General features: G+C 65.0%; 13 protein-coding genes. 2 read left to right on the plus strand and 11 right to left on the minus strand.

The annotated features are described in order from the left end of the window. Window positions 1-5: 5 nt before the first annotated feature. The 8 genes from ABCN56_RS04230 to aptA form a co-directional block, all read right to left on the minus strand. Entirely contained in the window at window positions 6-854 is an 849-nt protein-coding gene (locus tag ABCN56_RS04230) for an ABC transporter permease (protein ID WP_343079515.1), read from the minus strand. Further along, the gene (locus ABCN56_RS04235) at window positions 851-1,717 is read right to left on the minus strand and encodes an ABC transporter permease (protein WP_343079516.1); all 867 of its coding nucleotides are present in this window, start codon (window positions 1,715-1,717) and stop codon (window positions 851-853) included. The genes ABCN56_RS04230 and ABCN56_RS04235 overlap by 4 nt, the downstream gene beginning before the upstream one ends. A 45-nt stretch (window positions 1,718-1,762) precedes the next feature. After that, on the minus strand, window positions 1,763-2,557 hold the full coding sequence (locus ABCN56_RS04240) for an ABC transporter ATP-binding protein (protein WP_343079517.1): 795 nt from the start codon (window positions 2,555-2,557) through the stop codon (window positions 1,763-1,765). After that, on the minus strand, window positions 2,554-2,988 hold the full coding sequence (locus tag ABCN56_RS04245; RefSeq protein ID WP_343079518.1) for a hypothetical protein: 435 nt from the start codon (window positions 2,986-2,988) through the stop codon (window positions 2,554-2,556). Before ABCN56_RS04245 ends, ABCN56_RS04240 begins: the two co-directional genes overlap by 4 nt. Beyond that, window positions 2,988-4,439 carry a dihydropyrimidinase gene (gene hydA / locus ABCN56_RS04250; RefSeq protein WP_343079519.1) on the minus strand — a complete coding sequence of 484 codons (1,452 nt, stop codon included), beginning with the start codon at window positions 4,437-4,439 and terminating at the stop codon, window positions 2,988-2,990. The genes ABCN56_RS04245 and hydA overlap by 1 nt, the downstream gene beginning before the upstream one ends. After that, window positions 4,436-4,783, minus strand: a complete 348-nt coding sequence (locus tag ABCN56_RS19730) for a hypothetical protein (protein ID WP_484214018.1) — start codon at window positions 4,781-4,783, stop codon at window positions 4,436-4,438. Before ABCN56_RS19730 ends, hydA begins: the two co-directional genes overlap by 4 nt. Before the next feature lie 167 nt (window positions 4,784-4,950). Then, on the minus strand, window positions 4,951-6,201 hold the full coding sequence (locus tag ABCN56_RS04260) for a Zn-dependent hydrolase (RefSeq protein WP_343079521.1): 1,251 nt from the start codon (window positions 6,199-6,201) through the stop codon (window positions 4,951-4,953). A gap of 91 nt (window positions 6,202-6,292) precedes the next feature. After that, on the minus strand, window positions 6,293-7,621 hold the full coding sequence (gene aptA / locus ABCN56_RS04265) for an omega-aminotransferase AptA (RefSeq protein ID WP_343079522.1): 1,329 nt from the start codon (window positions 7,619-7,621) through the stop codon (window positions 6,293-6,295). A 147-nt stretch (window positions 7,622-7,768) separates the two neighbouring features. Here aptA and ABCN56_RS04270 point away from each other — a divergent pair, with 147 nt between their 5' ends. Together ABCN56_RS04270 and ABCN56_RS04275 are read left to right on the plus strand one after the other, a co-directional pair. Beyond that, window positions 7,769-8,404: a TetR family transcriptional regulator C-terminal domain-containing protein gene (locus ABCN56_RS04270; protein ID WP_343079523.1), complete on the plus strand. Its 636-nt coding sequence runs from the start codon at window positions 7,769-7,771 to the stop codon at window positions 8,402-8,404. A 395-nt stretch (window positions 8,405-8,799) separates the two neighbouring features. After that, window positions 8,800-9,600 (plus strand): hypothetical protein, encoded by an 801-nt coding sequence (locus ABCN56_RS04275; RefSeq protein WP_343079524.1) that lies wholly within the window; start codon window positions 8,800-8,802, stop codon window positions 9,598-9,600. 208 nt (window positions 9,601-9,808) lie between these two features. Here the strand turns inward: ABCN56_RS04275 and ABCN56_RS04280 are convergent, their stop codons facing one another. The 3 genes from ABCN56_RS04280 to ABCN56_RS04290 form a co-directional block, all read right to left on the minus strand. Next, window positions 9,809-10,219 carry a c-type cytochrome gene (locus ABCN56_RS04280; protein ID WP_343079525.1) on the minus strand — a complete coding sequence of 137 codons (411 nt, stop codon included), beginning with the start codon at window positions 10,217-10,219 and terminating at the stop codon, window positions 9,809-9,811. A 485-nt stretch (window positions 10,220-10,704) separates the two neighbouring features. After that, window positions 10,705-12,006 carry an NAD-dependent dihydropyrimidine dehydrogenase subunit PreA gene (gene preA / locus ABCN56_RS04285; protein WP_343079526.1) on the minus strand — a complete coding sequence of 434 codons (1,302 nt, stop codon included), beginning with the start codon at window positions 12,004-12,006 and terminating at the stop codon, window positions 10,705-10,707. 10 nt (window positions 12,007-12,016) lie between these two features. Next, window positions 12,017-13,348, minus strand: a complete 1,332-nt coding sequence (locus ABCN56_RS04290) for an NAD(P)-dependent oxidoreductase (protein WP_343079527.1) — start codon at window positions 13,346-13,348, stop codon at window positions 12,017-12,019. Window positions 13,349-13,385: the final 37 nt, after the last annotated feature.

Consider the following 13,385-nt stretch of genomic DNA (forward strand, 5'->3'; position numbering starts at 1 on the left):
TGTTGTTACGCTCGTCCTCGCTGTGAGGGGTGCCAGAAGGTCACCCCCTTCTCTATGAGTGCCACGAGCCCGTAAAAGACCGAGCCCGCCAGGGCCGCCACCGCAATCTCCGCCCAGACGAGCGGCAGCGCAAGCTGGCCCACCGCCGTCGAGATGCGGAACCCCATGCCGCGCGTCGGGCTGCCGAAAAACTCGGCAACAATGGCGCCGATCAGCGCAAGCGTCGTCGCGATCTTCAGGCCGTTGAAGATGAAGGGCATCGCCGCCGGCAGCCTGAGCTTCAGCATCGCCTGCGCGTAGGACGCGCTCCAGGTCTTCATCAGGTCCCGCTGCATCCTCTCCGCCGCACCAAGGCCCGCGACCGTGTTCACGAGGACCGGGAAGAAGACCATGACGACGACGACGGCGGCCTTCGACTGCCAGTCGAAGCCGAACCACATCACGAGGATCGGCGCGATCCCGACAATGGGAAGCGCGGCGACGAAATTTCCGATCGGCAGAAGGCCCCTTTTCAGGAAGGGCGACCGGTCGATCGCGATGGCCGTCAGCACGGCCGCGCCGCAACCGATCACGTAGCCCGACAGCGCGCCCTTGAAGATCGTCTGCACGAAATCCTCGCGCAGCATGCCGAGGTTCCCGGCGATCGCCCCCCAGATGGCCGAGGGCGCAGGAAGGATCACCGGGTTGACATTCAGCCCCCGCACAGCGCCTTCCCACAGGACGAGTAGCGTGACCCCGAAGAGCGCCGGGATCAGCGCCCGCACGAGCCGCGATCGCCCCGCCTCGCGCGCAAGCCGCGCGTTGAGGGCCCAGGCGGCGAGCCAGAAGACGATGGCGCCCAGAAGCCAGCTCATCGCACGACTCCCATCCGCCGCTCCGCCAGCCGCTGCAGGAGACCGACCACCAGGATCAGCGCGCCCGCCAGCACCGCGGCCGCGATCAGCGCCGCCCACATGATGAGGGGCTGGCCGAACTGCGAGCCGATCAGCATCCGCGCGCCCAATCCGTCGATCGCGCCCGTCGGCAGTTCACCCACGATCGCACCGACGAGGCTCGCCGCCACGGCGACCTTGAGCGAAGCGAAGAAATAGGGAAGCGAGGACGGAAGGCGCAGCTTCCAGAAGACCTGCGACCGGTTCGCCCCGTAGGTCCGGAGCAGGTCCAGCTGCATCGCGTCGGGGGATCTCAGACCTTTCACCATGCTCACGAGCACCGGGAAGAACGACAGGTAGGCCGAGATCACCGCCTTGGGGATCAGCCGATCCTCGATCCCGACCGCATTCGACAGGACGACGATCATCGGCGCCAGCGCCACGATCGGGATCGTCTGGCTGATGATGGCCCAGGGCATCACCGACAGGTCCATCACCCGGCTGTGGACAATCGAAACCGCCAGCGCCACGCCGACAAGAATCCCGAGGACAAAGCCGTACATGGTCGCCTGGAGCGTGACGAAGCCGTGATACACGAGGCTCCGCTTCGAGGTCACCTTCTGCCCCGTCACGCCCTTCCAGAACTCCGCCGCGACCTGGTGCGGCGCGGGAAGGACGGGGCGCTCCTGCATCATCGTGTCGTTGACGATGTCGATGAACGTGGGTTCGGCCCCGCTCCGCGCCGCCTGGTCGAGCGTCCAGGCCGAGTTGAGCCACACCGCTCCCGCGTACCACAGGACCACGATCCCGACGAGGACAGTGAGGATCGGAACCAGCGTTCTCATCGACCCGCTCCCGATTGCCTCGGGAAAGACGCCTGTCCCCGCCACTCAGTCGTCATAGCTGTGCCCTGCCCTGAGGCCCTCGCGCACGCGGTGCGCGATTTCGATGAACTCGCGGGAATCGCGGATCTCCAGCGGCCGCTCGCGCGGAAGCGTGCTTTCGATAACGTCGGTGATCCGTCCGGGCCGGGGGCTCATCACGACGATCTTGGTGGACAGATAGACCGCCTCGGGGATCGAGTGGGTGACGAAGAGCGTCGTCTTTCCCGTCGTCGCCCAGAGCTTCAGAAGTTCCTCGTTCAGCCGGTCCCTCACGATCTCGTCGAGCGCGCCGAAGGGCTCATCCATGAGCAGGATGTCGGCGTCGAAGGCCAGCGCCCGCGCGATCGAGGCGCGCTGCTGCATGCCGCCCGAAAGCTGCCAGGGGAACTTCTTGCCGAAGCCAGCCAGATCGACGAGTTCCAGCACTTTTCGAACACGCTCGTCCTGCTCGGCCTTCGGATAGCCCATGATTTCCAGGGGAAGTTTCACATTTCCGGCAATCGTCCGCCACGGGTAAAGGCCCGCCGCCTGGAAGACATAGCCGTAGGCCCTCGCCCTCCGTGCCGCGTCGGGGTCCATCCCGTTGACGGTGAGCTGCCCCTCTGTCGGCGCCTCAAGCGCCGCCACGCAGCGCAGGAAGGTGGTCTTGCCGCAACCCGAAGGGCCGATGAACGACACGAATTCTCCCCGCGCGACCGAGAGGTCCACGCCCGTAAGCGCGTGCACTGGCCCGTCCGCGGTCTGGAACGTCAACCCGAGGCCCTTGGCGGCAATCACCAGCCCATCTTGTTCGTCTTTCATGCGCACCTGCACAGATACTCCGTCAGCCACCATGACGCACCCGCGAAAGCGCCAGAGGCGGCGTAGACCATCAGGGTTTCCACGACGAGAAAGTCGCCGGGCCTCAGAGTGATCGGAACGTAAAAGCCTTGAGTGATCGGCATGAATAGCACACCGATCACGCTCCCGACGACCGTGGAGGCCATCATGCCCCAACGGAACCTCATCATTCCGCGAACGAGAAGCGTGGGCGCGGTAAACACCCAGGCACAGACCACGGGCAATCCCGCACCGTTCCATTCATGCCGATACACCGCCGCCATGCCGACCGAGACGGATATCGCCGCAAGGAGTGAGGCGACCTGCCAGCCGAACAGCGCGGGACCCAGCCCCCGGAGGCTGACACGGCCACGCGCCTTGCCGTTCGGCAGACTGAGATCCCAATCGTCCATCACACCCCGCTGGCAGGAATGCCGCTGCGCACGACCGGACGCGGCGCCGTCAACTCCTTCCATGTCGACAGCGCCCGGTTCACCGCGCCGTTCGGTTCGCGAGCCACGAACTTGCCGTGGCCTTCCTGCGTCTCCACCTTCCCGTCGTTCACGGCGACCTGTCCGCGCGTCAGAGTGTAGCGCGGAAGCCCCTTCACCTCGTGCCCTTCGAAGACATTGTAGTCGATGGCCGACTGCTGCGTCTTTGCGGTAATCGTCTTCGTCCGTTCCGGGTCCCAGACGACGATATCGGCATCCGCGCCGACAAGGATCGCGCCCTTCTTCGGATATGTGTTGAGGATCTTCGCGATATTGGTGGAGGTGACGGCAACGAACTCGTTCATCGTTATCCTGCCGGTGTTCACACCTTGCGTCCAGAGCATCGGCATCCGGTCCTCGAGGCCCCCGGTCCCGTTCGGGATCTTGGTGAAATCGCCGACGCCAAAGCGCTTCTGTTCGGTCGTGAAGGCACAATGGTCGGTGGCCACGACCGAGAGCGAACCGGACTGCAGACCCGCCCAGAGGCTGTCCTGATGCTTCTTGTCGCGGAACGGGGGCGACATGACGCGCCGCGCGGCATGGTCCCAGTCCTTGTTGAAATATTCGCTCTCATCCAGCGTCAGGTGCTGGATCAGGGGCTCGCCCCACACGCGTTTCCCTTGCATCCGCGCCCGCCGGATCGCCTCGTGCGCCTCCTCGCAGGACGTGTGCACGACGTAGAGCGGCACGCCCGCCATGTCGGCGATCATGATCGCGCGGTTCGTCGCCTCGCCCTCGACCTGCGAGGGCCGTGAATAGGCATGCGCCTCGGGGCCGGTATTGCCCTCCTCCATCAGCTTGCGCTGAAGCTCCGCCACGACGTCGCCGTTCTCGGCATGGACGAGCGCGATCGCGCCGAGTTCCGAACAGCGCCGGAACGAGGCGAAAAGCTCGTCGTCATTCACCATCAGCGCGCCCTTGTAGGCCATGAAGTGCTTGAACGTGGTGATCCCCTTGTCGACCACCTCCTTCATCTCGTTGAAGACCTGCTCGCCCCACCAGGTGATCGCCATGTGGAACGAGTAGTCGCAGTTCGCGCGGGTGGACTTGTTGTCCCACATCTTGATCGCATCGAGGAGCCCCTGCCCCGGCGAGGGCAGCGCGAAATCGACGACCATCGTCGTGCCGCCCGACAGGGCCGCCCGCGTCCCGCTCTCGAAATCGTCCGACGAATAGGTCCCCATGAAAGGCATCTCGAGATGGGTGTGCGGGTCGATCCCGCCCGGCATCACGTAACACCCCGTCGCGTCGAGAACCTTGTCGCCCTTCAGGTCCGGCCCGATCTGCGCGATCTTGCCGTCCTCGACCAGAACATCCGCCTTGTAGGTCAGATCGGCGGTGACGATGGTGCCGTTCTTGATGACTGTGGTCATTGTTTGGCTCTCCCTAGATTGGTCAGGGTATCTTTGACTTGCGCACTTTCGTGGAAGGCTCGACCGAGAACCAGCAAGAGGTTCACCGAATCCGGGATCGAAAGTGACGCTTCAAACGTCAGCGCCGCATCATTCTTGCCGTCTCGGAAAGTCACTGCGTCATCCGAAAAATCGACACGAGCATGCGAAACAGCGTTCCGCATGTGGCGCAGGAAGTCCGAGTTGAGAAGCTTCCTACTCGTGGACGAAAGCTCTTTGTCGGCTAGAGCCCGTTCGACGACGATTTCGATTAGATCCTCACGATTCCAGCGTTCGCGAGGAAAAACCAACAGTGTATAAAGCATTCCAAGCAAACGCGTCTCCTTATGGAGGAACGGACCGTTAGGCTTGAGACCAAACTTTGGAACGACGGTTGACGATGCCCTTCGTATGGACACGTCTCGACCGAGCGCTTCCTCCAAGACGTAGTACTCAATGAACGCTGCTGTCGGCACCCAGTCATTCACTGCATTCACCCCACCACCTCCGCCGTCTCCAGAACGGCGTGCAGCAGAACATCCGTCCCCGCCGCCGCCCATTCCGGGCTGATCTCCTCGGCCTCGTTGTGGGAAAGCCCGTCCACGCAGGGGCACATGATCATCGCGGTCGGGGCCAGGTCGTTGATCCAGCAGGCGTCGTGGCCGGCGCCGGAAACGATGTCCATATGGCTGTAGCCCAGCCGTTCGGCCGCGCGCCGCACCGCCGCCACGCAGTCCTCGTTGAAGGCCGGCGGGTTGAACTGCCCGACGATCTTCCACTCGAGGCTCACCCCGATTTCCTCGCAGAGCCCCGGCGCCCTGGCCTCGAATTCCGCGACCATGCTTTCCAGGACGTCGAGCAGGTGCGAACGGAAGTCGATGGTGAAGACGACCTTGCCGGGGATGATGTTGCGGCTGTTCGGGTAGACGTCGATATGGCCGATCGCGCCGACCGCGTTCGGCTGGCGCTTCATCGCGATCTCGTGCACCAGCTCGGTGATCCGGGCGAGACCCCGGCCCGCATTCCTGCGCATGGGCATGGGGGTGGAGCCGGTATGGCTCTCCTTGCCCGTCACCGTGCATTCGATCCAGCGAAGGCCCTGGCCATGCGTCACGACGCCGATATCCTTGCCCTCCGCCTCGAGGATCGGGCCCTGTTCGATGTGAAGCTCGAACAGCGCGTGGATCTTCCGCGCGCCAACCTCCTCGTCGCCGACCCAGCCGATGCGTTTCAGTTCGTCGCCGAACTTCTTGCCGTCATGGTCCACACGGTCGTAGGCCCACTGGAGGTCATGCTTGCCCGCAAAGACGCCCGAGGCGAGCATGGCGGGCGCGAAGCGCGTCCCTTCCTCGTTCGTCCAGTTGACCACGACGATCGGATGCTTGGTCTTGATCCCGAGGTCGTTCATCGTGCGGACGGCCTCCAGCGCGCCGAGGACGCCCAGAACGCCGTCATATTTCCCGCCCGTCGGCTGCGTGTCGAGGTGGCTGCCCATGTAGACCGGCGCCGCGTCGGGATCCTCGCCCGCGCGTGTCGCGAACATGGACCCCATCTTGTCGACGCCCATCGTCATGCCCGCCGCCTCGCACCATTTCCGGAAAAGCGCGCGGCCCTCGGCATCGGCGTCGGTCAGCGTCTGGCGATTGTTGCCGCCCGCGACGCCCGGCCCGATCCTTGCCATCTCCATGAGCGAGTCCCAAAGACGTTCGCCATTGATCCTGAGGTTCGCGGCGGGCGCGGTCATCGGCTTCTCCTTCCTGTCGTATCCCGGGGCGATCTTGCGCCGCCCCTTTCGGTGGAAAGGGCGCGGGGGGTGCCCCCCGCGCTCCTCCGCGTCAGTCGGTCGCTTCCAGTACGTCGCGCAGCGTGCCGATCAGTTGGTCGACCTGGGCCTTGTCGATGATCAAGGGCGGGCTCAGCGCGATGATGTCGCCGGTCGTCCGGATCAGGATCCCCTTCTCGAACGCCTTGATGAAAGCCGAGAAGGCACGCTTAGTCGGCTCCCCGGCGATCGGTTCGAGTTCGATCGCACCGATCAGGCCGACGTTCCGGATGTCGATCACGTGCCGCGCGCCCTTGAGCGAATGGAGCGCCTCCTCCCAGTAGGGCGCGATCTCGGCGCAGCGCTCGAAGAGGCCCTCTTCCCTGTAGGTCTCGATCGTGGCGATCCCCGCGGCGCATGCAATGGGCGAGCCCGAGTAGGTGTAGCCGTGGAAGAGCTCGATCATGTGCTCGGGGCCCTGCATGAAGGCGTCGTGCACCGCGGCCGAGGTCAGGACCGCCCCCATCGGGATCACGCCCGAGGTCAGCCCCTTCGCACAGGTGATCATGTCGGGCTGCACGCCAAAATACTGCGCCGCGAAGGGCGCGCCGAGGCGCCCGAAGCCGGTGATAACCTCGTCGAAGATCAGGAGGATGCCGTGCTTCTTCGTGATCGCGCGCAGCCGCTCGAGGTAGCCCTTCGGCGGCAGGATCACGCCCGTCGAGCCCGCGACCGGCTCGACGATCACGGCGGCGATCGTGTCCGCACCATGCAGCGCCACGATCCGCTCCAGCTCGTCCGCAAGTTCCGCGCCGTGCTCCGGCAGGCCCTTCACGTAGGAGTTCTTCGCGGGAAGATGGGTGTGCGGCAGGTGATCGACTCCGGCCAGCAGGGTGCCAAAGAAGCGCCGGTTGTTGACGATCCCGCCGACCGAGATGCCGCCAAAGCCCACGCCATGGTAGCCGCGCTCCCGCCCGATGAGACGGGTCCGCGTCCCCTCGCCCCGCGCCCGGTGATAGGCGAGCGCGATCTTCAGCGCCGTGTCCACCGCCTCGGAGCCGGAGTTCGTGTAGAATACGTGCTCCATCCCCTCGGGCGCGATATCGATGATGCGGTTCGCCAGTTCGAAGGCCAGCGGATGGCCCATCTGGAACGCCGGCGCATAGTCCAGCTCCGCCGCCTGGCTCTGGATCGCCTCGGTTATCTTCGGCCGGCAGTGCCCGGCGTTGCAGCACCAGAGACCGGCGGTTCCGTCCAGGATCTGACGACCGTCCGCGGACGTATAATGCATGTCTTTCGCGGAGACGAGCATCCGTGGAGCCTTCTTGAACTGCCGGTTCGCGGTGAACGGCATCCAGAAGGAATTGAGATCATTCGGGGGTGTCTTGCGATCGAGCGCCATGTTGGCCTCCCTTGGCCAGGCCCGGCATGTCGTCACGGGCGCGGGTGTTCTTGCTATTGTTTGACCAAATGGTCAGGATGACGCTAGGAGACGGACAGGGGGGCCGTCAAGGACTGCGACGAGGCAGGTATGAGTGCGGAGGAGAAAATGGACGACGGCCAGCCGCCGGAGCCGCAGAACGAACGTCCCCGCACCCGGATTCAGCGCCGCAACACCCGCGCGATCCTCGACGCCGCGCTCGAGGTCTTTTCACGCGAAGGCTTCAGGGGCGCCACGCTCGACATGATCGCCCAGGCGGCGGGGCTGTCGAAACCGAACCTTCTTTATTACTTCTCCTCGAAGGAAGCGATCCACGGCGAGCTTCTGTCCGAACTCATGGATACCTGGCTCGATCCGCTGAGGGAGCTCGATCCGGCGGGCGAACCGGCCGAGGAAATCCTTGCCTATGTCCGCCGCAAGCTCGAGATGAGCCGTGACATGCCGCGCGAAAGCCGCCTCTTCGCAAACGAGATCATCCAGGGCGCGCCGCGCATGATGGAGGCGATCGAGGGAGAACTGAAAACGCTCGTGGACGAAAAGGCCGCCGTCATCCGCGGCTGGATCGAAGCGGGCCGGATCGCCGATGTCGACCCCTATCACCTGATCTTCTCGATCTGGGCGCTGACCCAGCACTACGCGGATTTCGACGTGCAGGTCCGCGCCGTCCTGGGCCCCGGCCACGACCCCTTCCCCGAGGCCGAAAGCTTCCTCGAGATGCTCTATACGCGGCTGCTCAACCGCTGATTTGGCATCCAGTGCCGGTTCCCTGGCTTCGTCCGAGATACCGGAGGCACGCCCGCAGACTATTGCGGACCCTGCACATGGATATTGATCACTCCGGCCCATCGCAGCGGCGACGGCTGCCCACTGTTGAAGGACAGTCGGCCAGCGGCGAAGCGAGGGAAATGCAACAAGGCCATCCACGAAATCGACCGGATCTTCACGCGCAGGCATTCATGGCGCGGGGTCATCGCCCGTTCGGTCGAATATGACGCGGCAAGACCAAAGAAGAATGCGGCTCGTTTCCATGATCGATTTTCACCTTTGCGTCATGGGGTCAGAGTGCAACTATTGATTGTGGCGGCACAAAGTCTTTCAAACCAAGGGACGACTTTCCAATGAACCATCGCTTTTTCCATTTGACACGCGTCACCCTTCTTCTGCCTCTGGCACTTTTCCTGCTCGGCGCGCCGGTCAGGGCTGCTCCGTTCTTCAGCTTCGATCCGGCGGCCTGCGACGAAGATCCTGACGGCAAGGTCATCGTCCGGCTGCCATCGGGCCTCGCCTTTGCCGTGCCGTATGAGGGTCTGGTCCTGTCGGAAGCGGGGTCCGACAATCCGGACGCTGCAGAGGTTACGCTGGGATGTCCGGGCAACCCCGTGCGAACATCAACATTCCGCTTTTCGCCAGAGTATCTTGCCCTGTTGGAGGGCAGGCTCGACCCGCCGTATAGCGGTGGCGCGATCTACGATCTGAGCGTGATCGGCAGCAATGTTTCTGTCAGCCAACAGCGCTGGCGGATTGAGTTCATCGACGAGATCGGCGCGCGCACCCGGAACTGCGGCGCCACCGCCGAAGGCGTGCGCTACTGCCTTGCCTGTCGCGAGGACTCTGCCCGGCCGGGGCATTGCGTCATGGCGCCCGATGCCGGCACCTCCAGCGATGGGCGTGATCTCGATCGTGCGGCGATGGTCCTCGTCGATCCCGAAAACCTGACTGGACCGGACAACCTGCCTTGGGCCACGGACTGCTGGCGTGAAGAGGACAATGGCACACGGTTCTGCAATGCCGCCTATCCGGTCATGGATGGCCTAAGCATCGCTTATACCTTCCTTGCCGAAGGCTTCGACCGGGACCGTGTCCGCGAGTTCGATCTTGATATCCGCCGCGAGGTGCTCGGCCTGCGCGCGTCGGAATACGATGGAGACGACATGCGCTGAAGCGCGCCACCCGGCGGTTTCGACAGATCCGCAATCCCAATCGCGCTGCACCAAGGTGCCGGCGGTTGGTCGTCACTTGGACAGTGCGGTCCGAGACTGCGCGAACAGAATTCGCTGTCCGCCGCCTTGCGGAACACTGGCGCGACAGCCCTTCGGCGGCCGCGCCAGCAGATTGGCTTACCTCAGTCCCCGGCCCTCGCCCAGTACGTCATTCCGCCTGGATCGACTCGAGGTAGAGCGCGAGAGAGAGTGTGCGGCCGCGCGCCTCCACCTCGTTGCCATATTCGAGTCCCGGCCCGGCGCCACCCGGACGGAACACCACGCCGAACACCGGCATCGGTGCGCCGTGCGCGCGCACGCCCTTGCGGCCGTCGATCACCGAGATCACATTCCCCATCGGGAACTCGCCGCCGTTGTTCTTGGACAGTTGTGTCAGATCGGGCGGCGCGACCGTCAGCAGATCGGCCAGTTCGCCGGCGCCCTTGCCCATTCCACCGTGGCACATGGCGCAGGTGTTCTCGTAAAGAGCCGCGCCGACGTCCGCGTCCTGTGCCGAAACGGGCAGGGCCGAAACCGCGCCCCCAGCAATGAAAGCGGTCACCGCCAACAAGTGCTTCATCTTTCCGTCCTCCGCGTTGCTAATTGATATCAATGCGGTTTCCCACTCACATGGTTAACTGAAAACCTCGCGAAGGCAATGCGTTCGCCACGTCGAAAACCGCCGACACTGCCCGAAACCGGGGAAGGCGCCTGGCTTGGCTCCGGTTCCGGACGGGACTTGGCACCGGATCCAGCCGCCGACGGGCGGCAGCCTTCGTGCCTCCGGCCCCTACCGTCGAGGGGCCGATGCCGAAACACCCCGATCGTCCGCAACGCGGACAGGGGTCGGGATCGGGCCCCGCATGCGAGCCAGGCCGGTTGTGGCGAACAGCGGCGTAACCCGCGAAACCCCGCGTTCCGGCGCGCCAGAAGCCCCAATGCAAGCCGTTTCACGGAACCCGCACGGGTCCGCAGATGTGAGGATCAGGCCGCTCTACCTCCGCGAAAAATGGGCGACCCTGCGGGGCCGCCCAAGTCTGGGAGGAGAAATGAGCGCAGCGAGACCTACTCGGCCGCCCGCGCCGCCGGGTTGTTAGGGTGCGTCGTCCAGTTCGCGTAGTCCCCCACCTTCCGCTTCGTGCGGGGGTCAATCGCGCCCTTCGGGAGTTCCTTCATCGTGATGCAGTTCTCGACCGGGCAGACGTCGATGCAAAGGTTGCAGGCCACGCATTCCTCGTCCTTCACGGTGAAGACGCGGTCCTCCGACATGGCGATCGCCTGGTGGCTCGTATCCTCGCAGGCCGCGTAGCAGCGGCCACAATTGATGCAGAGATCCTGGTCGATCACCGCCTTTGTGACGTAGTTGAGGTTCAGGTACTGCCAATCCGTCACGTTCGGCACCGCCCGCCCGACGATGTCGGAGACCGAGGTGAACCCCTTCGCGTCGATGTAGTCCGACAGGCCCGAGATCATCTCCTGCACGATCTTGAACCCGTAGGTCATCGCCGCCGTGCAGACCTGCACCGTACCCGCCCCCAGGGCGAGGAACTCCGCCGCGTCGCGCCAGGTCGTGACCCCGCCAATGCCGGAGATCGGCAGTCCGGCTGTCTCCGGGTCCCGTGCGATCTCGGCCACCATGTTCAGCGCGATCGGTTTCACCGCGGGGCCGCAGTAGCCCCCGTGGCTGCCCTTGCCGTCGATTGAGGGCTCGGGGCTGAAGCTGTCGAGGTTCACGCTCGTGATCGAGGAGATGGTGTTGATGAGGCTCACCGCATCGGCGCCGCCCTTCTTCGCGGCCCTCGCCGGGTAGCGGATGTCGGTGATGTTGGGCGTGAGCTTCACGATCACGGGCATCCGCGTATTGGCCTTGCACCAGCGCGCCACCATCTCGATGTATTCCGGCACCTGGCCGACGGCGGCCCCCATGCCCCGCTCGCTCATCCCGTGCGGGCAGCCGAAATTGAGCTCGACCCCGTCGGCGCCGGTCTCCTCGACGAGCGGCAGGATCTTCTTCCAGGCCTGTTCCTCGCAGGGCACCATGAGGGAGACGACCAGCGCCCGGTCCGGGTAGTCGCGCTTGACCGCCTTGATCTCGCGCAGGTTCACCTCGAGAGGCCGGTCGGTGATGAGCTCGATGTTGTTCAGCCCGAGGAGCCGCCGGTCCGCGCCCCAGATCGCGCCATAGCGGGGGCCGGAGACGTTGACGATCGGGGGGCCGGCCTCGCCGAGCGTCTTCCAGACGACGCCGCCCCACCCCGCCTCGAAGGCGCGGCGGACGTTGTATTCCTTGTCGGTCGGCGGCGCCGAGGCGAGCCAGAACGGGTTGGGCGACTTGATCCCCAGGAAGTCGGTTTGCAGGTTGGCCATCTCGTCCTCCTCAGCCTCTGAGGCTCGCATGAATGTCCTCGGCCGCGTCGCGGCCTTCCGCGACGGCGGTGACGGTAAGGTCATCGCCCCCCGCCGCGCAGTCGCCCGCGGCCCAGACGCCGGGAACCGACGTGCGCCCGGGGCCGGTGACAGCGATCTTGCGGCCGTTCAGGTCAAGGCCCGCCGGTGCGCCGTCAAGCGTCTGGCCAATCGCCTTGAAGACCTGGTCGGCCTTGAGGCGGAACGTCTCCTTGCCAATGGTCAGGCCGGCCGGACCGCTCTCCGTGTAGGCGAATTCGATCTCGCGCACGGCGCCGTTGCCGTGAATCGCCACGGGCGCGGCATTGGTGATGATCTTCACGCCGTTCGCGGCGGCATGGTCCTGCTCGTGCCGCGAGGCGCCCATCGCATCCCGCCCGCGCCGATAGACGATCGTGACGTTTTCCGCACCGAGAAGTTTCGACTGCACCGCGGCGTCGATCGCGGTCATGCCCCCGCCGATCACCACCACGTCGCGACCAACGGCAACCTTCGACTTGTCGGTCTGACGCAGACGCGCGATGAAGTCCACCGCGTCCTCGACATTCCCGAGCGCCTCGCCATCGACTTTCAGCGCGTTGACGCCTGCAAGCCCGAAGGCAAGCAGAACCGCGTCGTGATCCTTCCGCAGAGCGTCGAGGGTCAAGCCGTTGCCGATGGCTTTCCCGGGCTCGACAGCGATTCCGCCGATCGAGAGAAGCCAGTTCAGCTCGTCCTGCGCGAAGCCGCCGGGCGCCTTGTAGGCGGCGATGCCGAACTCGTTGAGCCCGCCGAGTTTCTCGCGCGCGTCGAAAAGCGTGACGTCATGCCCTCGCATCGCCAACCGGTGCGCCGCCGCGAGCCCTGCGGGACCCGCACCGACGACCGCAACGCGCTTGCCCGTCGCAGCCGCCCGGTTGAAGGGGTGGATGCCCTTGTCCATCAGCGTATCCGTGGCGAAGCGCTGAAGCCGGCCGATCTCCACCGGCTTGCCCTCCGCCGTCTCGCGCACGCAGGCGCCTTCGCAGAGGTTTTCGGTCGGGCAGACGCGCGCGCAGATTCCACCGAGGATGTTCTGCGAAAGGATCGTCTTCGCGGCGGCCTCCGGCGTCCCCGTCGCGATCTGCCGGATGAAGAGCGGGATGTCGATCGATGTCGGACAGGCCGTGATACAGGGCGCGTCGTGGCAGAAATAGCAGCGATCTGCGGCGACCCTCGCCTCATGCCGGTCGAACCTCGGCACGATGTCGGCGAAGTTCCGGGCGAGTTCCGGGTCGGGCAGGCGTCCTGCCACGACACCCGGCGTCAAGGGATTGTTGGTCAATTCGGGCCTCCCTGGCGCATCTTCACCCCGAGGCTGC

This window comes from Ostreiculturibacter nitratireducens (assembly GCF_032670585.1).
Taxonomy (GTDB): Bacteria; Pseudomonadota; Alphaproteobacteria; order Rhodobacterales; family Rhodobacteraceae; genus Ostreiculturibacter; species Ostreiculturibacter nitratireducens.

Excerpts from the sequence above, each read along its gene's own strand:
- aptA (WP_343079522.1), bottom strand. The coding sequence starts at position 7,621 with ATGGCGCTCGATCGCAAGACACCCCCGAATGATCTCAATTCCTTCTGG.
- ABCN56_RS04240 (WP_343079517.1), bottom strand. The coding sequence starts at position 2,557 with ATGAAAGACGAACAAGATGGGCTGGTGATTGCCGCCAAGGGCCTCGGG.
- preA (WP_343079526.1), bottom strand. The coding sequence starts at position 12,006 with ATGGCCAACCTGCAAACCGACTTCCTGGGGATCAAGTCGCCCAACCCG.
- ABCN56_RS19730 (WP_484214018.1), bottom strand. The coding sequence starts at position 4,783 with ATGCTTTATACACTGTTGGTTTTTCCTCGCGAACGCTGGAATCGTGAG.
- ABCN56_RS04245 (WP_343079518.1), bottom strand. The coding sequence starts at position 2,988 with ATGGACGATTGGGATCTCAGTCTGCCGAACGGCAAGGCGCGTGGCCGT.
- ABCN56_RS04230 (WP_343079515.1), bottom strand. The coding sequence starts at position 854 with ATGAGCTGGCTTCTGGGCGCCATCGTCTTCTGGCTCGCCGCCTGGGCC.
- ABCN56_RS04270 (WP_343079523.1), top strand. The coding sequence starts at position 7,769 with ATGGACGACGGCCAGCCGCCGGAGCCGCAGAACGAACGTCCCCGCACC.
- ABCN56_RS04280 (WP_343079525.1), bottom strand. The coding sequence starts at position 10,219 with ATGAAGCACTTGTTGGCGGTGACCGCTTTCATTGCTGGGGGCGCGGTT.
- hydA (WP_343079519.1), bottom strand. The coding sequence starts at position 4,439 with ATGACCACAGTCATCAAGAACGGCACCATCGTCACCGCCGATCTGACC.
- ABCN56_RS04235 (WP_343079516.1), bottom strand. The coding sequence starts at position 1,717 with ATGAGAACGCTGGTTCCGATCCTCACTGTCCTCGTCGGGATCGTGGTC.
- ABCN56_RS04260 (WP_343079521.1), bottom strand. The coding sequence starts at position 6,201 with ATGACCGCGCCCGCCGCGAACCTCAGGATCAATGGCGAACGTCTTTGG.